Below are 21,000 nucleotides of genomic sequence, written 5' to 3'. Positions count from 1 at the left end.
ATTTTCCGCCTGTTTTTTTGTTGTGTGAATGAATCATTTTTAAAAAATACAACGATGAAAAAATTTGCATATCCGGCTGCCGCATGTTTCCTGACGGCAGCCGTGTATACGTTTAGAGCGGACGCAAAAAGCACAGGCAGTTTCACGGGTATGACCCGAGCATTTAACTTACGTTTATTTACACAATCTAAACGTCTTTTTCACAAAGAGCCCGAAAAGCAAAAACAATTCTCTCTTAATCTGTTAGTGACACCAGCATATACAAGAGGAGGTTGTTTTTGTCATGATCAAAAAATGGGCGATTCATCTGCTGTTTTCCGCATTGGTGCTGCTTGGGCTTTCGGGAGGGGCTGCATATTCTCCTCAGCATGCCGAAGGCGTTGCAAGGTATGATGACGTATTGTATTTTCCGGCATCGCGCTATCCTGAAACCGATGCTCATATAAGCGATGCGATCAAAGCGGGCCATTCAGATGTCTGCACAATTGAAAGATCTGGAGCGGATAAGCGCCGTCAGGAATCATTAAAAGGGATTCCGACTAAGCCGGGCTTTGACCGTGACGAATGGCCGATGGCCATGTGTGAAGAAGGAGGAAAAGGAGCGTCGGTCAGATATGTCAGCTCATCGGATAACCGCGGAGCCGGCTCCTGGGTCGGGAACAGGCTGAGCGATTACGCTGACGGGACGAGAATTTTGTTTATCGTTCGATAAAAGGGAGACAATGAAAAATGTTTCCTCAAGGAAACATTTTTGTTGACAAGAAAACTCGTTTGGGGGATAATGGTAATGTAAGCATATGATCAATCCCTCTGTTTCAGGCTCGCATCCTTCATTCCGTCTGGATGTGGGCCTGTTTTTTCGTGCGAAAAAAAACCGCCGACCGGCGGTTTTGCTGATGAGTCCGTTTTTTAATGAACCGTGCGGAATACGCCAATGACTTTTCCGAGAATCGTCACATTCTGGAGGATGATCGGTTCCATCGTCGGGTTTTCCGGCTGAAGGCGGATATGGGTTTCTTCCTTGAAAAACCGCTTAACAGTCGCTTCGTCGTCTTCGGTCATCGCAACGACGATATCTCCGTTGTTTGCGGTGTTCTGCTGTTTGACTATCACATAATCCTGATCAAGAATTCCGGCATCGATCATGCTTTCGCCCATGATCTCCAGCATAAAGACATGCTCATCCGGCGGCGCCAGGCGGTCTGGAAGCGGAAAGTATTCCTCAATGTTTTCGACTGCGGTAATCGGCGTACCGGCCGTCACCTTTCCGATGACCGGGACATTGACAACCTGGTTTTTCGGAATGTGAATTTCTTCCTCTGTATCGAGAATTTCGATCGCTCTCGGCTTCGTCGGATCCCTTCTGATCAATCCCTTCGTTTCAAGCCTTGCCAAGTGGCCGTGTACCGTTGAACTTGACGCCAGGCCGACCGCTTCTCCGATCTCCCTGACGGAAGGCGGATAGCCTTTGCGTTTCACTTCTTCTTTAATGAAACGCAAAATATCAAGTTGTCTTTTTGATAGCTTCGTCATTTTTTGCACCTCAAAACGTCGATTTTAGCTAGATTATAGCATGTTTTTCCTTTGAGTACAAACATAGGTTCGAAAAAAAACGATTGACAGAAACATTTGTTCGTATGTATACTGAAATCATAAAACCGAACAAACATTCTGGGGTGATGGATATGAAAAGAGAATCATTGATTTTTGTCAGTCTGTTTACTGCTGTGATCAGCTGCTGTATTCTGTTTGTGTCTTTTGCCGGTAAAATCGAAGAAAGAAAGCAATATGTTAAAATAGAAGTGCAGGAAGGCGATACATTGTGGGAGCTGGCCGACCGGATCAAAGGCGGAAAACCCGCTGACAAACAAAAATTCATCGAATGGGTCGCCGATAAAAACAATCTGCCGACCTCCGTTATTAAACCGGGCGATGTTTTGGTCCTGCCGGTAGCCAAACAGCACTCCGATCAATATCAGCTTGCAGTTGTAGAATAAATGATTGAGGGGATTTCCATGAATGCGATTATTTACACCAGGGTAAGCACTGCGAAGGAGCAGCAGGAAACCTCATTAAAACGGCAGGCTGAAGAGCTCCAGTCGCTTGCCGCCGAGCACGGGATGAACGTCGTGAACGTCATTTCCGAACAGGCGAGCGGATATGAGATGGACCGCGACGGCGTCTTCGATCTGCTCGAGGAAATCAAAACATCAGACATTGACGCAGTTTTAATACAGGATGATACGCGACTTGGAAGAGGGAATGCCAAAATTGCCCTTCTTCACTGTTTATATAAAGAAGGCGTTCAAATCTACACGCTGGCTCACCGGGGAAAACTTGAGCTTTCCGAAGCGGATTCGATGGTTTTGGAGATTGTCGGCATTGTCGAAGAATACCAGCGGAAAATACATAACCTGAAAATTAAGCGGGGAATGAAGAAGGCGGTCGAAAACGGCTACCGCCCGGAGAGGAATCTGAAACACCGCAATGAAGGCGGCGGGAGAGAGCGGATCGAAGCGCCTCTTTCAGAAATCGTCAGGCTCAGGGAGAACAAGCTGACGTTTGCGGAGATTGCAGCCGTGTTGAGAGGGTTCGGATACAGCATTTCAAAAGCAACCGTTCACCGCCGCTACCAGGAGTATAAGGACGGCCTTGCAGACTAATCTGTTGTCAAACGAAAGCGGATTTAGTAGTATGATGGATATATACCGAATCAAAGGAGTATCTTATGATTTCTAATGAAAAAATAGCCAGAATTAACGAGCTTGCCAAAAAAGCAAAGAGCGGATCTTTAACAGACGAAGAAAAAGCAGAACAGCAGAAGCTTCGCCAGGAATATCTTCAAGGCGTCCGCGCGTCTATGAAAAACACGTTGAAAACTGTGACGATTGTTGATCCTGAAGGTAATGATGTGACGCCTGAAAAGCTCAAACAGGAAAAAAGAAACCGCCGATTGCATTAATTTGGGGAATACGCCGATATCGTATTCCCTTTTTGTATATACTACAATTTAAAATGAAGGCAAAGATTCGTCATTTTTCACTGCTTTTGAGCTGAAATGGTTGTGAAAACCGATGGGTAGATTTATGATAAGAAAGTAGAGTCCATACAGGAAGGGGATCATAATGAAAACGATTGAATTAAAATCTGTCGCAACAATACGAACACTCTCCATAGACGCGATTGAAAAAGCTAAATCCGGTCACCCCGGCATGCCGATGGGGACTGCTCCGATGGCTTATGCGCTTTGGACAAAAATGATGAATGTCAGCCCTGAAAATCCGAATTGGTTTAACAGGGACCGTTTTGTGCTGTCCGCCGGACACGGATCAATGCTTCTGTACAGCATGCTTCACTTAAGCGGATATGACGTTTCAATTGAAGACCTCAAGAATTTCCGCCAATGGGGAAGCAAAACGCCTGGACATCCGGAATTCGGACATACTCCGGGTGTAGATGCGACGACAGGCCCGCTTGGCCAAGGAATCGGAATGGCTGTCGGAATGGCGCTTGCTGAACGTCACCTTGCGGAAACTTACAACCGTGACGACTATCGCGTCGTTGATCATTATACATACAGCATTTGCGGTGACGGAGACTTGATGGAGGGAATTTCATCGGAAGCGGCTTCGCTTGCGGGACATTTGAAACTCGGCCGTCTCATCGTGCTTTATGATTCAAATGACATTTCGCTTGACGGTGAATTAAACCGCTCATTCTCTGAAAATGTGAAGCAGCGTTTTGAAGCGATGAATTGGGAAGTGCTTTATGTTGAAGACGGCAATAACATTGCCGAGATTACGGCGGCCGTCGAGAAAGCGAAACAAAATGAAAAGCAGCCGACATTAATTGAAGTGAAAACAACGATCGGTTTCGGCTCTCCAAACCGCGCGGGAACATCCGGCGTTCACGGTGCTCCGCTTGGCTCAGAAGAGGCGAAATTAACGAAGGAAGCGTATGAGTGGACATACGAAGAAGATTTTCATGTCCCTTCTGAAGTGTACGAACACTTTAACGAAACAGTGAAAGAAGCGGGCAAGAAAAAAGAGGCGGAATGGAACGAGCTGTTCTCCGCATACAAGAAAGCCCACCCGGAACTTGCCGAAGAGCTTGAACTTGCGATGAAGGGCGAGCTTCCTGAAGGTTGGGATCAGAAAGTACCTGCGTATGAGAAAGGAAGCAGCCTTGCTTCGCGTGCATCCTCAGGGGAAGTATTAAACGGAATCGCACAACAAGTGCCGTTCTTCTTTGGCGGATCCGCTGACTTGGCCGGCTCCAACAAAACGACAATCAAAAACGGCGGAGATTTTTCAGCGAGAGATTACGCCGGCAGAAATATCTGGTTCGGTGTACGTGAATTTGCGATGGGAGCAGCTTTGAACGGAATGGCTCTCCACGGTGGCCTTCGCGTATTCGGCGGAACGTTCTTCGTTTTCTCCGACTATCTGAGACCTGCGATCCGTCTTGCTGCATTAATGGGGCTTCCTGTCACATATGTGTTTACACATGACAGCATTGCCGTCGGAGAAGACGGACCGACTCATGAGCCGATTGAACAGCTGGCATCACTTCGTGCGCTGCCGAACTTGTCCGTCATCAGACCTGCAGACGGAAATGAAACAGCAGCAGCCTGGAAACTGGCGCTTCAATCAAAAAGTCAGCCGACTGCGCTTGTGTTGACACGTCAAAACTTGCCGACAATCGATCAGTCTCCTGAAGCAGCTTATGAAGGCGTTGAAAAAGGTGGATATGTCGTTTCGAAAAGCCAAAACGAAAAACCGCAAGCGATCTTGCTTGCGAGCGGATCTGAAGTTGGCCTTGCGCTTGACGCACAAAGCGAGTTGAAAAAAGAAGGCATTGACGTATCCGTTGTCAGCGTTCCGTCTTGGGATCGTTTCGACAAGCAGCCGGCCGAATATAAAAACGCTGTTCTTCCAACTGATGTGACAAAGCGTCTCGCAATTGAAATGGGATCACCGCTCGGATGGGAGAGATATACCGGCACTGACGGGGACATTCTCGGAATCGACCATTTCGGTGCTTCAGCTCCCGGCGAAACGATCATGAAAGAATACGGTTTTACGCCTGCGAATGTAGTTGACCGGGTGAAAAAACTGTTAAATCGCTAATCGGGCATATGAAAGAGAATGATCTGCGGATCATTCTCTTTTTTTCATTTCGACAAAATTAGTCGCTTCTTTTATCATCATCAGACAATTATTTCTAACCCCCTTTTGTATAATAGAAAGCATATATTCTTCGATACAGGGGGATGAGACAGTGATGGAACGCCATTATTATACGTATTTGATAGAAGAGGAATTTGCCAGCCATTATTTTGGAAGAGAGTCTGTCATGTTCAAGCTGTTTTACGATTATCATTGGACGAGCCCCGATCAAAAGTCTCCATTAGCCGCCAAGCAGATCGAGTTCATTACAAAACCGATTCCCGCAGCCCATATACACAAAAGAATGAAAATGAACCTCTGCCGGGAAGACTATACACAAGTTGACTATGTATACAGATTGATTGTTCCAAAAGGAAGCGCTTCTTTTATTATCAAAGACCGACATATTGAGATTTTGGCGAAGGGTCCATTCGATGCCGAAACGGTATTCTTTGAGGTTTTGCGGAAAGTAAGTCCGTGTTTCCTTGCGATGGATTTTAATATGAAACGTTACGGCTGGCTGAACCCTGTGAAAGAAAGAAATTTTGTATAAAAAAAAGAATTTGGACTGTAAATGTTGTATAATAGCGTTTGGTTTAGTACACTTTATACGAGACAACATGAAGGAGGAAATTAAATGGATTTATGGGTTGTCATCCTAGTGGGCGTTTTAGCATTGCTCGCAGGTGTTGCACTCGGATTTTTTATTGCTCGTAAATATATGATGAACTATTTGAAAAAAAATCCGCCAATTAATGAACAAATGCTGCGCATGATGATGATGCAGATGGGTATGAAACCATCCCAGAAGAAAATTAATCAAATGATGAAAGCCATGGAAAATCAAACGAAATAATACGAATGCGATTATGACATAGAAGGAACATGGTTATAAAATAAAAAACCCGCTTCCGGGTTTTTTATTTTGATCTATGATTATTGTGTATGTCCGAGAGATAGTTTTTGGTATTCCAAAAGAAGGATATCCAGCTGCTGGCTGTGCTGAATGGTGATATGTGAAGTCATGCCGTTTGTCATGACGATTTTTAGCAGCTCTTTTCTTTTTTCCTCAATTTCATGAAGCAGATTTTCTTTCATCACAGGAATTTATCCTTTCTTCTGTAAAAATCATCTTTTTGTTGCCTACTAAATGTTATTATATCCATATATAGGTTCCTTTTCAATTCTGAAGGTGATAAGGGTAAATTGTCAAAATTGATTATATAAAGAAATTCGTGAAACCAACATCCTTTTTTGTGATATGTTAGGAAATTGAAATGTAATTGTCATATCAAATGATTTTCTTTCATAGTATTCCAAAAAATAGAAGGGAGAAAGAGATGGCTGATATCAACTATATTCTCGCTTTCGGTGCAGGGTTTCTATCGTTTATTTCGCCATGCTGCCTGCCGCTGTATCCCGCTTTTTTATCATATATTACAGGTGTCAGCATGAGTGAAATCCATTCTGACAGACTTATGTTTCAAAAAAGGAGCCTGATACATACGATCTTTTTCCTGATTGGCTTTTCGATGATCTTTGTGGCTCTCGGCTACAGCACATCGCTTGTCGGGTCCTTTTTTAAGGATTATCATCAGCTCATCAGGCAGCTTGGCGCGGTATTCATCATCTTTTTTGGATTTGTCACACTGGGGGTTTTTAAGCCTGAATTTTTAATGAAAGAAAGGCGCCTCCATTTTAAAAACAGGCCCGGCGGCCTGCTCGGTTCTGTCGGAATCGGAATGGCATTTGCCGCCGGCTGGACGCCCTGCACCGGTCCGATTCTTGCAGCGGTCATCACACTCGCCGGAACGAACCCGATGTCGGCTGTGCCTTATATGGTGCTTTATGCGCTCGGATTCAGCCTGCCGTTTCTGCTCCTGTCTTTTTTCATGACAAAGATGAAATGGCTTCGGAAGCATCAGCTCATCATCATGAAGGTCGGCGGAATTGCAATGATTGCAGTCGGAATCCTGCTGTTCTTTGACTGGATGACGAAAATCATTATCGTACTGTCAGGCCTGTTCGGCGATTTCAGAGGCTTTTAGATACCTGGCTAAGGACCGCCTTGGTTTTTTGTTATAATAGGACTTATTCACAGCAAAATTGAATAATGATGTTGGAGGGGAGTATGACAAGGGTTTTAATTGTTGATGATGCAAAATTTATGAGAGATAAAATCAGAGAAATACTTGAAACAGAAGACTTGCAAGTCGCGGGTGAAGCCGGGAACGGGGAAGAAGCTGTTTTGCTTTATCAAGAGCTGCAGCCGGACTTGGTTATCATGGATATTACAATGCCTGTGAAAAACGGGATTGAAGCTTTAAAGGACATGATCCAGCTGAACCCGAAGGTGAAAGTGATCATGTGTACGGCCATGCGGCAAAAGCGAATCGTTGTTGAAGTGATCGAAGCCGGAGCCAAGGACTTTATCGTCAAGCCTTTCGAGGAGACGAAAGTCGTCGAAGCGATTCGCCACGTGCTGGGAAATCCTTGCACCTGAAAAACCTGAACATGGTTTTTTTCTTCGTTTTGGAGTATAGTAACAAGTAGAGAAATTAGCTTTAGAAAAAGGGATGATATGTATGATGATCGTCGTTTCATCTATACTTGCCGTCGTGATGGCCGTCATTGTCATGGCTGTCAGAATCAAGTCATCTGAAAAACCGGCTACGGCCAAAAAAATTATACTGCCTCCGATTTTTATGAGCACCGGTGCTCTCATGTTTTTATTTCCGATGTTCCACGTGACCGGTGCCGAATTTTTGGAAGCTCTCACAGTGGGCATGATCTTTTCTATTTTCTTAATTAAAACCTCAAAATTTGAAATCCGCGATGATAAAATCTATATTAAACGCTCCAAATCGTTTGTGTTTATTTTAATTGCGCTGCTCGTCATCCGGATCGCGATGAAGAGCATATTAAGCACAACGATCGATTACGGCGCACTGAGCGGAATGTTTTGGATTCTGGCTTTCGGGATGATCGTTCCTTGGCGGATTGCCATGTTTTTATCGTTCAGAAAGCTTTCAAGCCAGATTGAAGCGTCAAATCACATACAGGTCAATTAAAACAAAACCTTTCCTTCTTTCAGGAAAGGTTTTGTTTATTTAAAAAGCTCTTGATAGGAAGAGTGATCAATGTTCTTTTCTTTTAAACGCTTTACGAGGAACTTATGGTCTTTTTTCGGTGTGGCCATAATATAGCCTCTGACGATTAAATCCCGGTCGATTGCACCTGCTTTTTCCTTTAATGCGAGTTCTCCGATCTTTCCGGCGATTTTCGCTTTTGCTACATCGCGAAACAGTTCGGGTACGGGAGAAACTAATTCTTCAAGCAGTTCTTTTTCTTCTTCATTCCACAAATGCCTTGTCTGTTCAATATAATAATCCTGCCAGTCCAGCTCAGATTTCCCATCTTCTTTAGGCAGCCTTTTTAAAAATTTGCGAAACATGAAAAAACCGCCGATTGACAAGAGGACGATCATGATGACGATCCAAGCGAGCATCAGCCATAAAAACCATCCTTCCAGCATCTCTCATCACTCCTTTGTCTATAACCTATTTTACATGAAGGCGTTTTAGAAGAACATAGAAAAAATAATATAAAATGGGACACCGGCCTGATCAAAAGAGGTGCTAGAACATAATCTATTGTATAGCAATTCCCTAATCGGCCATAGAGAATTGCTAGCGGATATTTGACGAACGAACGGAAAAAACCCGGATGGCAAAGTGTTTTACGCGCTGTCCGGGTTCTGCTTGTTGTGCATGTATGATATAAAAGGAATATGAAATGAAAGCGAAACTTCATCTTGGCTTGCTTCCTTATTGATTTTAACTGCAAGAATGCTGTTCTCGCATTCCGCTTCGATCTGTTTGTCATTCAAAAAGAAAGGAAGCATCAGCGATTTTTCGTAATGCTGTTCATCGGTTTTAACCGCAAGCTTGAAATCGTAGCCGGAAAACGTCATGTCAAGGTGCCGGGCATTCAAGCGGCTTAAATCTGCTTCGATTATATATTCAGTGCTCGTTTCATAAAGGTCGATCGGAAAAGTCTCATCATAGAGGAGAAAAGGGTCGTCAACAAACTGTTTCATCCATTCTTTATCAAAATCTGCGGAATCGAAACGTTTTGTATTTGTCATTTGATCATTCCTCCATACCTAGCCTTACCGTTAGATTATGCACAGCTGTGAATTCATGTGAAGGAGGCGATTCGAAGGGGGTTGCATCGCCAGAGAGGTAAAGTAAAAAACCGCGCCGTGAAAGACGCGGAAAATGTTACATATCGTGACTGGAATTATGTTTTTGTCTCGTATGGTTCCGGTTTTTAACTTTTTTGCTTCCGCTCAAAGGCTCTGGCTGCCCAGGCTGAGCTCCTTTCGGTGCGTTTTTGCGCATATCTTTGCCGTCGTTTTTATTTGTCAATGTCTTAACCTCCTAAGCCATTCATGAAGGATTTTTAATATTTATTGATTGGTCTTCCGTTTTTTGTTGTTTTGGCGTTCCGCCTCAGTGAGAATATGCTGGTCATCTTCAATATATCCCGCGCCGTTTCCTTGGCGTTTAGCATTGTTCATTCCATTGATTACATGATTTGCTTTTCGTTTGGCCAATTTCGATCACCTCAGACTGTAGTATAGCCTTAGCGGGTGTATTGTATAAAAAAATGTATTTCCAGTAAAATAAACTTTTTTCCTTATATAAGGCATTCTTATTGAATTTAATAAAAACATTGATATTTACTTATGTTTAAAATTGTTTTAAGATTAAATTGTGAGAAAATTGTGGTGAAATATGCCGATTTTTCTGGCGTATGATCTTGATCTTTAAAGGGGGATTTTGGAGAAATGGCGAATCAGCAACAAGTCGCAAAAAAAGACGCTTTTCAATCAAGAAAAACGTTTACAGTACAAGGCAAAACGTACAGCTATTATTCTTTAAAAGCATTAGAGGATCAAGGAATCGGAAACGTATCAAAACTGCCTTATTCCATTAAAGTTTTGCTCGAATCCGTTCTTCGTCAAGTAGACGGGAGAGTCATTACAAAGGAACACGTTGAAAACTTGGCAAAATGGGGCACTGCCGAATTAAAGGATATTGACGTTCCTTTCAAACCATCCCGCGTTATTTTGCAGGACTTTACCGGCGTTCCAGCCGTTGTAGACCTTGCTTCATTAAGAAAAGCGATGGCTTCAGTCGGCGGAGATCCGGATAAAATCAATCCTGAAATACCGGTAGACCTTGTCATCGACCACTCCGTACAAGTTGACAAAGCGGGTACGGAAGATGCATTGACAATTAATATGGACCTTGAATTCCAACGAAATGCAGAGCGTTACAAATTTTTAAGCTGGGCTAAGAAAGCGTTTAATAACTATCAGGCTGTTCCCCCTGCTACAGGTATTGTTCACCAGGTGAACCTTGAGTATTTGGCAAACGTTGTCCATGCTGTGGAAGAAGACGGCGAGATTGTCGCTTATCCTGACACGCTTGTCGGTACTGACTCCCATACAACGATGATCAACGGAATCGGCGTTCTCGGCTGGGGCGTCGGCGGAATTGAAGCTGAAGCGGGCATGCTCGGCCAGCCTTCATATTTCCCTGTACCTGAAGTAATCGGAGCGAAGCTTGTCGGAAAGCTGCCGAACGGCACGACGGCGACGGACTTGGCGCTTAAAGTAACACAGGTGCTGCGTAAAAAAGGCGTGGTCGGAAAGTTCGTCGAATTCTTCGGACCGGGTGTTGCAGAACTTCCGCTTGCAGACCGTGCGACAATCGCAAATATGGCTCCTGAATACGGCGCGACTTGCGGTTTCTTCCCTGTTGATGAGGAAGCATTGGAATACATGCGTTTAACAGGCCGTGATGAAGAACATATCAATGTGGTGAAAGAATATTGCCGTCAAAACGGATTGTTCTACACGCCTGATCAGGAAGATCCCGTATTTACCGATATCGTTGAAATTGACTTGTCAAAAGTTGAAGCGAATCTTTCAGGTCCGAAGCGTCCTCAGGATCTCATTCCGCTGACTGACATGAAAGAGACATTCCACAAGCATTTGGCAAGCCCTGCAGGGAACCAGGGATTCGGTTTAAACGCGAGTGAGGCTGACAAAGAAATCAAATTTAAGCTTGAAAACGGCGAAGAAGCCGTCATGAAAACGGGTGCGATCGCGATTGCGGCGATCACCAGCTGCACAAATACATCAAACCCTTATGTCTTAATCGGTGCGGGCCTTGTCGCTAAAAAAGCGGTTGAACTGGGATTGAAAGTACCGAACTATGTGAAAACATCCCTGGCTCCGGGTTCAAAAGTCGTAACAGGCTACTTAGTCAATTCAGGCCTGCTTCCATATATGCGCGAGCTTGGATTTAACATCGTCGGATACGGCTGTACGACATGTATCGGGAACTCCGGACCGCTTGCGCCTGAAATCGAAAAAGCGGTTGCCGAAAATGACCTGCTGATTACGTCTGTCCTTTCCGGAAACCGTAACTTTGAAGGCCGGATTCATCCGCTTGTCAAAGGAAACTACCTGGCGTCTCCGCCGCTTGTCGTAGCCTATGCATTGGCGGGCACGGTAGATATTGACCTGAAAAACGAACCGATCGGCGTCGGAAAAGACGGTCAAAACGTATACTTCAACGATATTTGGCCGACGATGGACGAAATCAACTCCGTCGTGAAGCAAACCGTTACTCCTGAGTTGTTCAGAAAAGAATATGAGCGCGTGTTTGATGACAATGAACGCTGGAATGCGATTGAAACAACGGATGAAGCCCTGTATAAATGGGATGAAGAATCCACTTACATTCAAAACCCGCCGTTCTTTGAAAACATGTCAGTTGAGCCTGGTACGGTTGAACCGCTTAAAGGCTTGCGCATTGTCGGCAAATTCGGAGATTCTGTCACGACAGACCATATTTCTCCTGCGGGAGCGATCGGCAAAGACACGCCAGCCGGAAAATATCTGCAGGAAAAAGGCGTTTCTCCTAGAGACTTCAACTCATATGGTTCAAGACGCGGAAACCATGAAGTCATGATGAGGGGAACATTCGCCAACATCAGAATCAAAAACCAGATCGCTCCGGGTACAGAAGGCGGTTATACAACGTATTGGCCGACCGGAGAAGTAATGTCCATCTACGATGCCTGCATGAAGTATAAAGAAGGCGGCACAGGTCTGGTCGTCATTGCCGGAAAAGACTACGGAATGGGTTCTTCCCGCGACTGGGCGGCAAAAGGAACAAATCTGCTCGGCATCAAAACCGTCATTGCAGAAAGCTTTGAAAGAATTCACAGAAGCAACCTTGTGCTGATGGGCGTTCTTCCGCTTCAATTTAAAGAGGGAGAAAACGCTGAAACGCTCGGTTTGACCGGGAAAGAAACGATTGAAGTTGACGTGAGTGAGACGGTTCGCCCGCGCGATCTCGTTCAAGTCAAGGCGATTGCCGAAGACGGCACAGTCAAGTCGTTTGAAGCTGTTGTACGCTTTGACAGCGAAGTGGAAATCGATTATTACCGTCACGGCGGAATCCTGCAAATGGTGCTCCGCAATAAAATGAAACAGTAATTGAATGAGGAGAGAAAGCCTTTAGCTTTCTCTTCTTTTTTCAGCGTGATCCTGAATTGGAGGATGCCGATGATGAAAAAATTGCTGGCTGCCGCGTTTCTTTTCGTTTTGGCCGGTCTTGCGGTATGGAACTTCACAGGGCAAAAGGAAGCCGAAATCGGCATTGCGAAAGGAGACAAGGCGCCTGATTTTACGCTTCCGTCTTTAAAGGATGGAAACGATGTATCTTTATCAGACTTTAAAGGAAAAAAAGTGCTGTTGAATTTTTGGGCCACCTGGTGTAAACCGTGTGAAATAGAAATGCCTGCAATGGAAGAACTCCAAAACGAAAATCAGGACATTGCCGTTTTGGCCGTCAACTTTACCTCTTCCGAGAAAAACGAAGAGTCGGTCAAAACGTTTGCCGAAAGGCACGGTTTACATTTCCCTATCGTCTTAGATCGAACGGGCATCAATGCGAAATACGAGATTTTTTCGTATCCGACAACATTTATTATTGATGAAAACGGAAAGATTCAGGATATCGTCCTTGGGACGATGTCGAAAAAGAATATGGAAGAAAAGCTGGGATTATAAAAAATCCCGGCTTTTTTGCTTATATCGCCCAAAAAATGGTGAAAATGAAAACAAGCTGGAGGTGATTCAACATGAAAAAAACGAAAAGGCGGACATTTGAAGAACTTGTCTTGGAAAACAAAAAGGAGCTCATGACCAACCAGGAGTTTCTTGATCGGCTGGAAGATAAGCTTGAAGAGAAATTTAAGCTGAAGTGACTTTTTAAAAATCGATTCATGTTTACGCTCCTTTTTGAGAATCCTAATGCTGAAAAGGAGGGATAGACATGCCGAGGGAACATGACAAACAGTCTAAATTTGCCCCGAGCCATCTTGGGACAAAACCGGTAGAATATAAGCGCAACAAAGGAAAAAAGATGCATGATAAATCAGGAGAAACGCCGATCATTATGCAGACAAAAGGCGAGTAAAGAAGAAAAGGAGGCAGAGACCCGCATGACACACCAAAAACATCATCCGGATGACAGATCAGACAACGTGGAGAAGCTTCAAGACATGGTGCAGAACACAATCGAAAATATCGAGGAGTCTGAGGAGCAGCTGTCTTTTGCCAACCAGGCGGAACAGGAGCAGATCCGCGAAAAAAATCAACGCCGAAATGAAAGCGTTGAGGCGATGCGCAATGAAATCCATGACGAGGCGGAAGACCGCGAAAACGGATATCATCAATAAACCAGGGCGACCTGGTTTTTTTGCATGAAGCCGTCTGTCGTGTTTTTGCCCATTCTATATGCTAAGATTGGATTATATATATTGTGAAAAGGGAGTAGAGGAATTTGTACGTCTCAAAAAAAGAAATAGAAGTCCGCTATGCCGAAACAGACCAAATGGGCGTCGTCTATCACGCCAATTATTTGATTTGGATGGAGGTTGGACGGACGGCTTTAATTAAAGAACTCGGCTTCTCTTACGCCGAAATGGAGAAAGACGGCATCCTGTCGCCTGTCGTGGATATCAATGTCCGCTACGTTAAACCTCTTCGCTACGGTGAAACCGCGACGGTACATACATGGATTGAAGAATATAACGGCTTTAAAACGGTATATGGGTATGAAATCTTCAATTCCGCTGGTGAAACCGCTGTGAAGGCCACATCGTCCCATATTTGCGTTGACGGGGACAGCTTCAAACCGGTTCAGTTCCGTAAGCTTTATCCAAAGTGGCATGAAGCTTATGAAGAGGCCAAAAAGTAATGGCATTCGGTATTAAAAGAAACGAGCTGAACGAATGGAAGCGCGCCGTTTTAAACGGCGAAGTTGCGTTCCTCACGCATTACTGGCTCGATGACAGGTATCCGGATGTCAATACCGTGACAAAAGCCGGATGCGGCAACATTGATAAGCTTGCAGAGTGGGGCAAACAGTACGGACTGAAAAAAGAGTGGATCCATAAAAGAAGCAAATTTCCTCACTTTGATTTATTGGGAGAGAAGCAGATCGAGATTTTAAAACAAGAAAAGCTCTCAGGCCATATCAAGCGTTTCAGGCTCGAATAATCCGGTGTTTTAGAGAAACCCGGATACCCTTGAAACAAGCAAGCATCGTCCTTGCTTGTTTCATCCTGATGAGCAAACATTGAAGGAGAAAAAGTCGGAACGATATCTTTAGTTTCAATGATGTCGTACCTTAGTGTTTTTCATGCCTTGATAAGGCCGCAGTCATTTTATTTTTCATAAAAATCTCCCTAAAACAAGAAGTTTTAGGGAGCAGAGTAAGCGTCTCATTGACTTTGATTGTTTAATTTGTGCATGATGTCCTGATCTATTTGCTTCTCGCTTGCTTTTTCTTTGCTGGATATGATTTCCCTTCTGTCTTCCCAATGAATAATATAATACTGACCTTTCTGCATTTTTTCCTGAGAAGAGAGTTTTAGGTTTTTGGGTTTTCCATCTTTATCATAACCCGTAACATCATAGTTATAATTTATATATGTGTATCCATCACTTGTTTTTTCTTTAACGACTTTTGGATCTGTTGTAATTTTGACGTAATAATCTTCCGTTGAATAATATCCGGAATATAAAAAATAGCCCCCGGCCAAAATCATCAGTCCTACCGTTAAAATCCCTAAAAACCATTTCATCTTTTATCACCTCGAACCCATCATATATAAAACCTCCAAACGAAACCATTGATTTATCTTACATATTCCTTTCACTGTTGTAAGCATTTAAAGTCCAAGCGCACCAAAAAAACAGCTACTTGAAGCAGGGAGAAGCATTGAGAAAAAAGAATCTGTTCACCATTAGATCTGATAAGGGTAAATTGAGGCTTTAGCATTTGAGAAAATCACTTTTCAGTTGTGGCTTGTTGCAGATAAAAGAAGGGGAGGTTTTTGCGAAATAGGGGGAAAATCGTTTTCCATTCTATCAATCGCTGTTATGCTGACTATTAAAAAGATATTTGAAGCATCAGTGCAGTGAAATTATATTTTCCAAGCAAAAAGACACCTTTTTGGTGAAGATGTCCTTCGAAAATACCCATCATAATCAATTGAGACTGCCATTTTTTAATCAATGAAAAAATTAAATGCGGTCAAAAGGATAGAAATACCCAATATAGTTCCCACGACAATGCTATGCCGTTTACGATTCATCACCACAATAGCGATATATTCACGGATCATGGCGTTCGGCCAATAATAAAAAGCGGTTTTTGAACCGATGCCATCGCTTTTCAAGCCTGCTCGTTTTGCATATAGGCTGGCACGGAACAGATGGAAATTGTTTGTTGTGAAGATGCTGTTATATTTGCCGTCTGTTAATGAGTCCATCAGTTGTTTGGAGAAAAGCATATTTTGATATGTATTTACAGAACGGTCTTCTTTCAAAGTGTGCTCTCCAGGTATCCCTTTTTTTATAGCATATCTTTGCATAGCTTCGGCTTCAGAAAGATTTTCATCAGGTCCTTGCCCGCCGGAGAAAATGATTTTAGGCGGAGAAGCAACAGCTGTCTGTTTCCAATAAAAATCGACAGCCTTATTGATCCTGCTTGCTAAAAGCGGGGGTACTGTATCGTTAATTAATCCACTCCCGAGAACGATGATGTAATCCTGATTAAGCTTCGGTCTGTTAAATTGATATAGAAAATAAGCTGTTAAGAAATTTGTTAAATGAAAAAAGAAATAGACCGTAATAAGCGATGATCCCGCAAACAATGGCTGAACATTTGGCGATAAAAAACGAGCGGGGTCAATCACGGATAATAGGAAAAATATGATAATGCCTAACCCGGAAATTAAAGTCAAACAATTAGACAATCGCCGTCCTTCTCTTTTGATAAGAATTCTCGCATTCAGAAATAACCCGATCATTAAAGCAAATAGACCAAACGTTAGGATAAAGAAAAAGATCAGCAGCGGTACAATGACGAACAGTCTGAAAAAACCGATTCCGACAACGTATGCCAGATAGTAGGATAGAACAAGAAATGAACAAAAAAATAGATTGAATAAAAAACCGTTGATGATCCTTCTTCGGTCCGTTAAATAAAAGATCAGAAAAACAGCTAGCAAAATAAAGGTTATCACACCGTAAACCATGTCAAACACCTCGATATCAATGACTCTGTATAATATGGGAAAATCCTTGCCGCTTTATTTTAGACGAACTGCATTTTAGATATACAGAATCTATACTCACTCGGTTATTCGGGAGGTGTACGCAGCGTACGGTGTGCAGCTGCCGCACACTCAGGCGAGCCAGTCTATGTGTTGGAAGGTTTTTTTCGGTACTTTAATTAAGATGAAAAATAAAAAAACTTGCAGAAAAACAAGAGTTTCTCTGCAAGCTTTATAAAATGCTCTTTTTTACTGATATTCAAAAACAGGCTCTTCCGAAGATTCGTTATAGGTGACAAGCAGATCATGGCCGTCGAAATACCATACATCGCTTTCTTCAACGAAAAACGTAATGCCGTCTTTTTCAGCGCTCACACCGATTTGCTGCGGCTCATCTTTTGAAACCCCAAGGGAGAAGCCTTTTTGAACATTGCTGCAGCCTCCGTAGCGGACAAAGAAACGAACCTGATCTCCTTCTTTTAAATCAAGCTCGTCCTTATACCATTTAAGCGCCTCTTCATTAATTTTCAAATTCACGGGCAAGCACTCCTTCATCATTTGTTTCAAAGCATGCTGAATCTATTTATAGTATATAACGATTTTGTCCGATCATGAAAATATAATGTTTTTCGGATAGGCTCATTTTTTGCCGGACATCCACTTGATTTTGGGCTCGGTTTTATCCATAATGCGTTTAATGTTCGTCCTGTGTCTGTATACGACAAACGCCGTTAGAAAGGCGACGACTGCCACCAATAAAAGATCTTTCGTAAACAGGCTGTAAACCGTTGTATACAAGCCGGTTAAAATGGAAGAAAGCGATACATATTTTGTGATATACAAAAACAGAAAGAACACCGCAATCATTGTGAGAAACAGAAAAGGCTGATAGCAAAGCAATACGCCTCCGGAAGTAGCGACAGCTTTTCCGCCTTTAAATTTGGCGAACACAGGGAACATATGCCCGATGACTGCGGCTACACCGGCCAACAAAGGGTGTACGCCGATGTGGAGGATGGTGGGCAGAAAGGCGGCGAGCGTCCCTTTCAAAATGTCCGCAGCCACCACGATGGAGCCGGCTTTCACCCCAAGTGTCCGGAATGCATTGGTGGCGCCAAGATTGCCGCTGCCGTGTTCCCTGATGTCGATTCCTTTGGCGGCCTTTCCGACAATTAAGCCGGACGGAATGCTGCCGAGTAGATAGGCTAAAAAAAATAATAAAGCAATTAACATTTCATTTCTCCTTTTTAGATGATCCCTTCTCTTTATTTTAACATGAGAGGCGCTTTTCATGACGGCTTTTCTTTAGAAGTACCGTATATATCATACAAGATAATGCGCCCTAATCATATGAAAATTTTGCTTATCGCCTTTGATTTCGTGTAAACTGAACGTAAAAGGAGTGATCGCCATGGAAAACCCTTCTAAACAGGAAATCAAAAGCATTCTTGAAAACAGTAAACGAATCGCGGTAGTCGGCCTGTCCGACAATCCTGAAAGAACATCGTACATGGTATCAAAAGCGATGCAGGACGCGGGATATGACATCATCCCTGTCAATCCGTCCATAGATGAGGCGCTGGGCGTCAAGGCTGTGGCATCATTAAAAGACATTGAAGGACATGTCGATATCGTCAATGTGTTCAGAAGATCCGAACATTTGCCCGATGTCGCAAAGGAATTCCTGGAGATAGACGCAGATGTGTTTTGGGCGCAGCAGGGGCTTGTCAACGAAGAAGCTTATCGGCTTCTGAGCGAAAAAGGCTATACGGTGATTATGGATTTGTGTATAAAAGTGGCACACGCGTTAACAAAATCGGCATAAAAAAGACAAAAATCCTTGTTTATTCAAGGGTTTTTGTCTTTTTTATGCGAGAATATGTTTGCGAATTGCTGTGAAAAACGGCTACAATAAGTCTTGGACAGTTTTTTTAAGAATGATTTTCCAATTGCTGGTGGAAAAGCCTTGTCCTCCAGGGGACGAATCGTGTAAAATGACGGCTGTGCAAAAAAACGGCTTACATTTTAACATTTTCCCGACAATGCTTGAAGCGATTGGAAAAGAATCGGATAATACTTTGCTTTACATGACAGAGTGTGTATTATTCTTTATAAGCAATGTTTGATTTTTGAAAGGGGTTTATGCATTTGGTTAAGAAACAGCAATTTGACTATAATGATGATTCCATACAGGTGCTCGAAGGCCTTGAAGCGGTCAGAAAACGCCCCGGTATGTACATCGGTTCGACAGACAGCCGGGGTCTGCACCATCTCGTATATGAAATCGTCGATAATTCCGTCGATGAAGTCCTTGCGGGCCATGGGAATCATATTATAGTAAAGATACATAAAGATAACAGCATATCGGTGCAAGACAGAGGCCGGGGAATGCCAACAGGAATGCATAAGCTGGGCAAACCGACTCCCGAAATTATTTTGACAGTGCTGCATGCCGGAGGAAAGTTCGGCCAAGGCGGCTATAAAACGAGCGGGGGGCTGCACGGCGTCGGTGCATCCGTTGTAAACGCCCTGTCTGAGTGGCTGACAGTCACAATTGAGCGGGACGGAAATGTTTACAGGCAGCGTTTTGAAAACGGCGGCAAACCGGTGACATCCCTTGATAAAATCGGAACGACCAAAAAGACCGGCACCCTGATTCATTTCAAGCCTGATCCTACGATGTTCAGCACAACGACTTTTAACTTTGAAACGCTTTCAGAGCGTCTGAGAGAATCAGCCTTTTTGTTAAAAGGATTAAAAATCGAATTGATCGATGAACGCGATCAAACAAAAGAAACGTTTTTATACGAAAACGGAATCGAAGCTTTTGTCGCTTATTTAAATGAGGAGAAAGACGCGCTTTCTGAAGTGGTCTCATTTGAAGGGGAGCACAACGGCATCGAGGTGGACTTCGCGTTTCAATTTAATGACGGCTATTCCGAAAACATCCTGTCATTCGTCAATAATGTCAGAACAAAGGACGGAGGAACCCATGAGTCCGGTGCGAAAACGGCGATGACAAGAGCATTCAACGAATATGCGAGAAAGGTGGCCCTTTTAAAAGAAAAGGACAAAAACCTTGAAGGAACGGACATCCGGGAAGGCCTGTCAGCCATCGTTTCCGTCCGGATTCCAGAAGAGCTTCTTCAATTTGAAGGACAGACAAAAGGAAAGCTCGGCACGAGTGAAGCAAGATCAGCCGTTGATGCGATCGTCTCCGAGCAGCTCGCATATTTCCTTGAAGAAAACAGGGAAACGGCAACATTGCTCGTCAAAAAAGCGATTAAAGCCTCCCAGGCAAGAGAAGCTGCGAGAAAAGCAAGAGAAGAGGCAAGAAGCGGAAAGAAAAGAAAGAAATCCGAAGCGACGCTCTCCGGCAAGCTGACGCCTGCACAATCAAGGAATCCGTCCAAAAACGAATTGTATCTCGTGGAGGGTGACTCTGCCGGAGGATCAGCAAAGCAGGGAAGAGACCGGAAATTCCAGGCTGTCCTGCCGCTCCGCGGAAAGGTTATCAATACGGAAAAAGCGAAGCTGGCCGATATTTTTAAAAATGAAGAGATCAATACGATTATTCACGCGATCGGCGGAGGGGTCGGCGCTGATTTTGACATTGAGGACATCAATTACGACAAAGTCATCATCATGACAGATGCGGATACAGACGGCGCTCATATCCAAGTGTTGCTCCTGACTTTTTTCTACCGCTATATGAAGCCGCTGATCGAGCACGGAAAAGTGTTTATCGCGTTGCCGCCGCTCTATAAAGTCAGCAAAGGGTCTGGCAAAAAAGAAATCATTGAATATGCTTGGTCTGATGAAGAAATGGACGACGTCCTCAAAAAAGTCGGAAGAGGATATACGATTCAGCGCTATAAAGGTCTCGGCGAAATGAACGCTGACCAGCTTTGGGAAACGACAATGAACCCCGAATCAAGAACGCTTGTCAGGGTTAAAATCGATGACGCAGCCCGTGTGGAAAGGCGCGTGACGACATTGATGGGCGACAAAGTTGAGCCGAGAAGAAAATGGATTGAGAAAAACGTCGCCTTCGGACTTGATGAAGAAAGCAACATTTTAGAAAACGAGAATTTATCGGTCGCTGAGGAGGTTTAAATAA

At 43.7% G+C, this 21,000-nt stretch carries 29 protein-coding genes; 19 read left to right on the top strand and 10 right to left on the bottom strand.

Annotated elements, in window-relative coordinates:
* The first annotated feature begins 283 nt into the window (after positions 1-283).
* Positions 284-712, top strand: a complete 429-nt coding sequence (locus LQ247_RS18455; RefSeq protein WP_269146033.1) for a NucA/NucB deoxyribonuclease domain-containing protein — start codon at positions 284-286, stop codon at positions 710-712.
* Between the two features lie 197 nt (positions 713-909).
* Here LQ247_RS18455 and lexA read toward each other — a convergent pair whose 3' ends face one another.
* The gene (gene lexA / locus LQ247_RS18450; protein ID WP_020451591.1) at positions 910-1,533 is read right to left on the bottom strand and encodes a transcriptional repressor LexA; all 624 of its coding nucleotides are present in this window, start codon (positions 1,531-1,533) and stop codon (positions 910-912) included.
* Positions 1,534-1,685: 152 nt separating this feature from the next.
* Here lexA and yneA point away from each other — a divergent pair, with 152 nt between their 5' ends.
* The 6 genes from yneA (at position 1,686) to LQ247_RS18420 (ending at position 6,024) form a co-directional block, all read left to right on the top strand.
* A complete protein-coding gene (gene yneA / locus LQ247_RS18445; RefSeq protein WP_020451592.1) occupies positions 1,686-1,997 on the top strand; it encodes a cell division suppressor protein YneA in 312 nt (103 codons plus the stop codon).
* 18 nt (positions 1,998-2,015) lie between these two features.
* Positions 2,016-2,663 (top strand): YneB family resolvase-like protein, encoded by a 648-nt coding sequence (locus LQ247_RS18440; protein ID WP_020451593.1) that lies wholly within the window; start codon positions 2,016-2,018, stop codon positions 2,661-2,663.
* 65 nt (positions 2,664-2,728) lie between these two features.
* A complete protein-coding gene (locus LQ247_RS18435) occupies positions 2,729-2,962 on the top strand; it encodes a DUF896 domain-containing protein (protein ID WP_020451594.1) in 234 nt (77 codons plus the stop codon).
* A 163-nt stretch (positions 2,963-3,125) separates the two neighbouring features.
* Positions 3,126-5,129, top strand: coding sequence for a transketolase (gene tkt, locus LQ247_RS18430; RefSeq protein WP_023857593.1), 2,004 nt, complete (start codon positions 3,126-3,128; stop codon positions 5,127-5,129).
* Positions 5,130-5,283: 154 nt separating this feature from the next.
* Positions 5,284-5,721: a sporulation inhibitor of replication protein SirA gene (gene sirA, locus LQ247_RS18425; protein WP_020451596.1), complete on the top strand. Its 438-nt coding sequence runs from the start codon at positions 5,284-5,286 to the stop codon at positions 5,719-5,721.
* An 84-nt stretch (positions 5,722-5,805) separates the two neighbouring features.
* Positions 5,806-6,024, top strand: coding sequence for a YneF family protein (locus LQ247_RS18420; RefSeq protein ID WP_003182236.1), 219 nt, complete (start codon positions 5,806-5,808; stop codon positions 6,022-6,024).
* 80 nt (positions 6,025-6,104) lie between these two features.
* Here LQ247_RS18420 and LQ247_RS18415 read toward each other — a convergent pair whose 3' ends face one another.
* Positions 6,105-6,266 carry an aspartyl-phosphate phosphatase Spo0E family protein gene (locus LQ247_RS18415; RefSeq protein WP_020451597.1) on the bottom strand — a complete coding sequence of 54 codons (162 nt, stop codon included), beginning with the start codon at positions 6,264-6,266 and terminating at the stop codon, positions 6,105-6,107.
* Between the two features lie 242 nt (positions 6,267-6,508).
* On the opposite strand from LQ247_RS18415, the gene LQ247_RS18410 reads away from it, so the two are divergent.
* The 3 genes from LQ247_RS18410 (at position 6,509) to LQ247_RS18400 (ending at position 8,239) form a co-directional block, all read left to right on the top strand.
* On the top strand, positions 6,509-7,216 hold the full coding sequence (locus LQ247_RS18410) for a cytochrome c biogenesis protein CcdA (protein ID WP_231006385.1): 708 nt from the start codon (positions 6,509-6,511) through the stop codon (positions 7,214-7,216).
* Positions 7,217-7,299: 83 nt separating this feature from the next.
* The gene (locus tag LQ247_RS18405) at positions 7,300-7,671 is read left to right on the top strand and encodes a response regulator (protein WP_231006384.1); all 372 of its coding nucleotides are present in this window, start codon (positions 7,300-7,302) and stop codon (positions 7,669-7,671) included.
* Between the two features lie 73 nt (positions 7,672-7,744).
* A complete protein-coding gene (locus tag LQ247_RS18400) occupies positions 7,745-8,239 on the top strand; it encodes a CcdC family protein (protein WP_020451600.1) in 495 nt (164 codons plus the stop codon).
* 35 nt (positions 8,240-8,274) lie between these two features.
* Here LQ247_RS18400 and LQ247_RS18395 read toward each other — a convergent pair whose 3' ends face one another.
* The 4 genes from LQ247_RS18395 to sspO all read right to left on the bottom strand — a co-directional run bounded on the left by LQ247_RS18395 (position 8,275) and on the right by sspO (position 9,786).
* Positions 8,275-8,703, bottom strand: coding sequence for a DUF2621 family protein (locus LQ247_RS18395; RefSeq protein ID WP_020451601.1), 429 nt, complete (start codon positions 8,701-8,703; stop codon positions 8,275-8,277).
* A gap of 204 nt (positions 8,704-8,907) precedes the next feature.
* Positions 8,908-9,315 carry an Hsp20/alpha crystallin family protein gene (locus LQ247_RS18390; RefSeq protein WP_020451602.1) on the bottom strand — a complete coding sequence of 136 codons (408 nt, stop codon included), beginning with the start codon at positions 9,313-9,315 and terminating at the stop codon, positions 8,908-8,910.
* A 136-nt stretch (positions 9,316-9,451) separates the two neighbouring features.
* Positions 9,452-9,598: a small acid-soluble spore protein P gene (locus tag LQ247_RS18385; RefSeq protein WP_003182250.1), complete on the bottom strand. Its 147-nt coding sequence runs from the start codon at positions 9,596-9,598 to the stop codon at positions 9,452-9,454.
* A gap of 41 nt (positions 9,599-9,639) precedes the next feature.
* Positions 9,640-9,786 (bottom strand): small acid-soluble spore protein O, encoded by a 147-nt coding sequence (gene sspO / locus LQ247_RS18380; protein WP_020451603.1) that lies wholly within the window; start codon positions 9,784-9,786, stop codon positions 9,640-9,642.
* A 234-nt stretch (positions 9,787-10,020) separates the two neighbouring features.
* Here sspO and acnA point away from each other — a divergent pair, with 234 nt between their 5' ends.
* The 7 genes from acnA to LQ247_RS18345 all read left to right on the top strand — a co-directional run bounded on the left by acnA (position 10,021) and on the right by LQ247_RS18345 (position 14,817).
* Positions 10,021-12,747, top strand: coding sequence for an aconitate hydratase AcnA (gene acnA, locus LQ247_RS18375; protein WP_231006383.1), 2,727 nt, complete (start codon positions 10,021-10,023; stop codon positions 12,745-12,747).
* 69 nt (positions 12,748-12,816) lie between these two features.
* Positions 12,817-13,323 (top strand): redoxin domain-containing protein, encoded by a 507-nt coding sequence (locus LQ247_RS18370; RefSeq protein ID WP_231006382.1) that lies wholly within the window; start codon positions 12,817-12,819, stop codon positions 13,321-13,323.
* A 71-nt stretch (positions 13,324-13,394) separates the two neighbouring features.
* Positions 13,395-13,520: an FbpB family small basic protein gene (locus LQ247_RS18365; protein WP_023857590.1), complete on the top strand. Its 126-nt coding sequence runs from the start codon at positions 13,395-13,397 to the stop codon at positions 13,518-13,520.
* Positions 13,521-13,588: 68 nt separating this feature from the next.
* Positions 13,589-13,732, top strand: coding sequence for an acid-soluble spore protein N (locus LQ247_RS18360; RefSeq protein ID WP_003182261.1), 144 nt, complete (start codon positions 13,589-13,591; stop codon positions 13,730-13,732).
* Positions 13,733-13,757: 25 nt separating this feature from the next.
* Entirely contained in the window at positions 13,758-13,994 is a 237-nt protein-coding gene (gene tlp, locus LQ247_RS18355) for a small acid-soluble spore protein Tlp (protein WP_095290622.1), read from the top strand.
* A gap of 104 nt (positions 13,995-14,098) precedes the next feature.
* Entirely contained in the window at positions 14,099-14,515 is a 417-nt protein-coding gene (locus tag LQ247_RS18350) for a YbgC/FadM family acyl-CoA thioesterase (protein WP_020451607.1), read from the top strand.
* A complete protein-coding gene (locus tag LQ247_RS18345) occupies positions 14,515-14,817 on the top strand; it encodes a hypothetical protein (protein ID WP_231006381.1) in 303 nt (100 codons plus the stop codon). Before LQ247_RS18350 ends, LQ247_RS18345 begins: the two co-directional genes overlap by 1 nt.
* Positions 14,818-15,041: 224 nt before the next feature.
* On the opposite strand, the gene LQ247_RS18340 is transcribed toward LQ247_RS18345, so the two are convergent.
* The 4 genes from LQ247_RS18340 to plsY all read right to left on the bottom strand — a co-directional run bounded on the left by LQ247_RS18340 (position 15,042) and on the right by plsY (position 18,113).
* Entirely contained in the window at positions 15,042-15,404 is a 363-nt protein-coding gene (locus LQ247_RS18340; protein ID WP_020451609.1) for a YxeA family protein, read from the bottom strand.
* A 426-nt stretch (positions 15,405-15,830) separates the two neighbouring features.
* Positions 15,831-16,862, bottom strand: a complete 1,032-nt coding sequence (locus LQ247_RS18335) for a YdcF family protein (protein ID WP_231006379.1) — start codon at positions 16,860-16,862, stop codon at positions 15,831-15,833.
* A 267-nt stretch (positions 16,863-17,129) separates the two neighbouring features.
* Positions 17,130-17,417 carry a HesB/YadR/YfhF family protein gene (locus tag LQ247_RS18330; protein ID WP_020451611.1) on the bottom strand — a complete coding sequence of 96 codons (288 nt, stop codon included), beginning with the start codon at positions 17,415-17,417 and terminating at the stop codon, positions 17,130-17,132.
* A gap of 102 nt (positions 17,418-17,519) precedes the next feature.
* Positions 17,520-18,113, bottom strand: coding sequence for a glycerol-3-phosphate 1-O-acyltransferase PlsY (plsY, locus tag LQ247_RS18325; protein WP_105978843.1), 594 nt, complete (start codon positions 18,111-18,113; stop codon positions 17,520-17,522).
* A gap of 178 nt (positions 18,114-18,291) precedes the next feature.
* Here plsY and LQ247_RS18320 point away from each other — a divergent pair, with 178 nt between their 5' ends.
* Both LQ247_RS18320 and parE read left to right on the top strand, forming a co-directional pair.
* Positions 18,292-18,705: a CoA-binding protein gene (locus tag LQ247_RS18320; RefSeq protein ID WP_075754574.1), complete on the top strand. Its 414-nt coding sequence runs from the start codon at positions 18,292-18,294 to the stop codon at positions 18,703-18,705.
* 323 nt (positions 18,706-19,028) lie between these two features.
* Positions 19,029-20,996 (top strand): DNA topoisomerase IV subunit B, encoded by a 1,968-nt coding sequence (gene parE / locus LQ247_RS18315; protein ID WP_020451614.1) that lies wholly within the window; start codon positions 19,029-19,031, stop codon positions 20,994-20,996.
* Positions 20,997-21,000 lie beyond the last annotated feature (4 nt).

The organism is Bacillus sp. BS3(2021) (genome assembly GCF_021043345.1).
GTDB classification, from domain to species: domain Bacteria; phylum Bacillota; class Bacilli; order Bacillales; family Bacillaceae; genus Bacillus; species Bacillus paralicheniformis.
The sequence above is the reverse complement of the archived record's forward strand: the minus strand, read 5'-3'. Positions and strand labels throughout refer to the sequence as shown.

Excerpts from the sequence above, each read along its gene's own strand:
- LQ247_RS18420 (WP_003182236.1), top strand. The coding sequence starts at position 5,806 with ATGGATTTATGGGTTGTCATCCTAGTGGGCGTTTTAGCATTGCTCGCA.
- LQ247_RS18340 (WP_020451609.1), bottom strand. The coding sequence starts at position 15,404 with ATGAAATGGTTTTTAGGGATTTTAACGGTAGGACTGATGATTTTGGCC.
- LQ247_RS18370 (WP_231006382.1), top strand. The coding sequence starts at position 12,817 with ATGATGAAAAAATTGCTGGCTGCCGCGTTTCTTTTCGTTTTGGCCGGT.
- LQ247_RS18390 (WP_020451602.1), bottom strand. The coding sequence starts at position 9,315 with ATGACAAATACAAAACGTTTCGATTCCGCAGATTTTGATAAAGAATGG.
- LQ247_RS18320 (WP_075754574.1), top strand. The coding sequence starts at position 18,292 with ATGGAAAACCCTTCTAAACAGGAAATCAAAAGCATTCTTGAAAACAGT.
- acnA (WP_231006383.1), top strand. The coding sequence starts at position 10,021 with ATGGCGAATCAGCAACAAGTCGCAAAAAAAGACGCTTTTCAATCAAGA.
- tlp (WP_095290622.1), top strand. The coding sequence starts at position 13,758 with ATGACACACCAAAAACATCATCCGGATGACAGATCAGACAACGTGGAG.
- plsY (WP_105978843.1), bottom strand. The coding sequence starts at position 18,113 with ATGTTAATTGCTTTATTATTTTTTTTAGCCTATCTACTCGGCAGCATT.
- LQ247_RS18440 (WP_020451593.1), top strand. The coding sequence starts at position 2,016 with ATGAATGCGATTATTTACACCAGGGTAAGCACTGCGAAGGAGCAGCAG.
- LQ247_RS18360 (WP_003182261.1), top strand. The coding sequence starts at position 13,589 with ATGCCGAGGGAACATGACAAACAGTCTAAATTTGCCCCGAGCCATCTT.
- LQ247_RS18435 (WP_020451594.1), top strand. The coding sequence starts at position 2,729 with ATGATTTCTAATGAAAAAATAGCCAGAATTAACGAGCTTGCCAAAAAA.
- LQ247_RS18400 (WP_020451600.1), top strand. The coding sequence starts at position 7,745 with ATGATATGTATGATGATCGTCGTTTCATCTATACTTGCCGTCGTGATG.
- LQ247_RS18345 (WP_231006381.1), top strand. The coding sequence starts at position 14,515 with ATGGCATTCGGTATTAAAAGAAACGAGCTGAACGAATGGAAGCGCGCC.
- LQ247_RS18335 (WP_231006379.1), bottom strand. The coding sequence starts at position 16,862 with ATGGTTTACGGTGTGATAACCTTTATTTTGCTAGCTGTTTTTCTGATC.
- LQ247_RS18415 (WP_020451597.1), bottom strand. The coding sequence starts at position 6,266 with ATGAAAGAAAATCTGCTTCATGAAATTGAGGAAAAAAGAAAAGAGCTG.
- lexA (WP_020451591.1), bottom strand. The coding sequence starts at position 1,533 with ATGACGAAGCTATCAAAAAGACAACTTGATATTTTGCGTTTCATTAAA.
- yneA (WP_020451592.1), top strand. The coding sequence starts at position 1,686 with ATGAAAAGAGAATCATTGATTTTTGTCAGTCTGTTTACTGCTGTGATC.
- LQ247_RS18410 (WP_231006385.1), top strand. The coding sequence starts at position 6,509 with ATGGCTGATATCAACTATATTCTCGCTTTCGGTGCAGGGTTTCTATCG.
- LQ247_RS18395 (WP_020451601.1), bottom strand. The coding sequence starts at position 8,703 with ATGCTGGAAGGATGGTTTTTATGGCTGATGCTCGCTTGGATCGTCATC.
- LQ247_RS18455 (WP_269146033.1), top strand. The coding sequence starts at position 284 with ATGATCAAAAAATGGGCGATTCATCTGCTGTTTTCCGCATTGGTGCTG.
- LQ247_RS18365 (WP_023857590.1), top strand. The coding sequence starts at position 13,395 with ATGAAAAAAACGAAAAGGCGGACATTTGAAGAACTTGTCTTGGAAAAC.
- sirA (WP_020451596.1), top strand. The coding sequence starts at position 5,284 with ATGGAACGCCATTATTATACGTATTTGATAGAAGAGGAATTTGCCAGC.
- LQ247_RS18405 (WP_231006384.1), top strand. The coding sequence starts at position 7,300 with ATGACAAGGGTTTTAATTGTTGATGATGCAAAATTTATGAGAGATAAA.
- tkt (WP_023857593.1), top strand. The coding sequence starts at position 3,126 with ATGAAAACGATTGAATTAAAATCTGTCGCAACAATACGAACACTCTCC.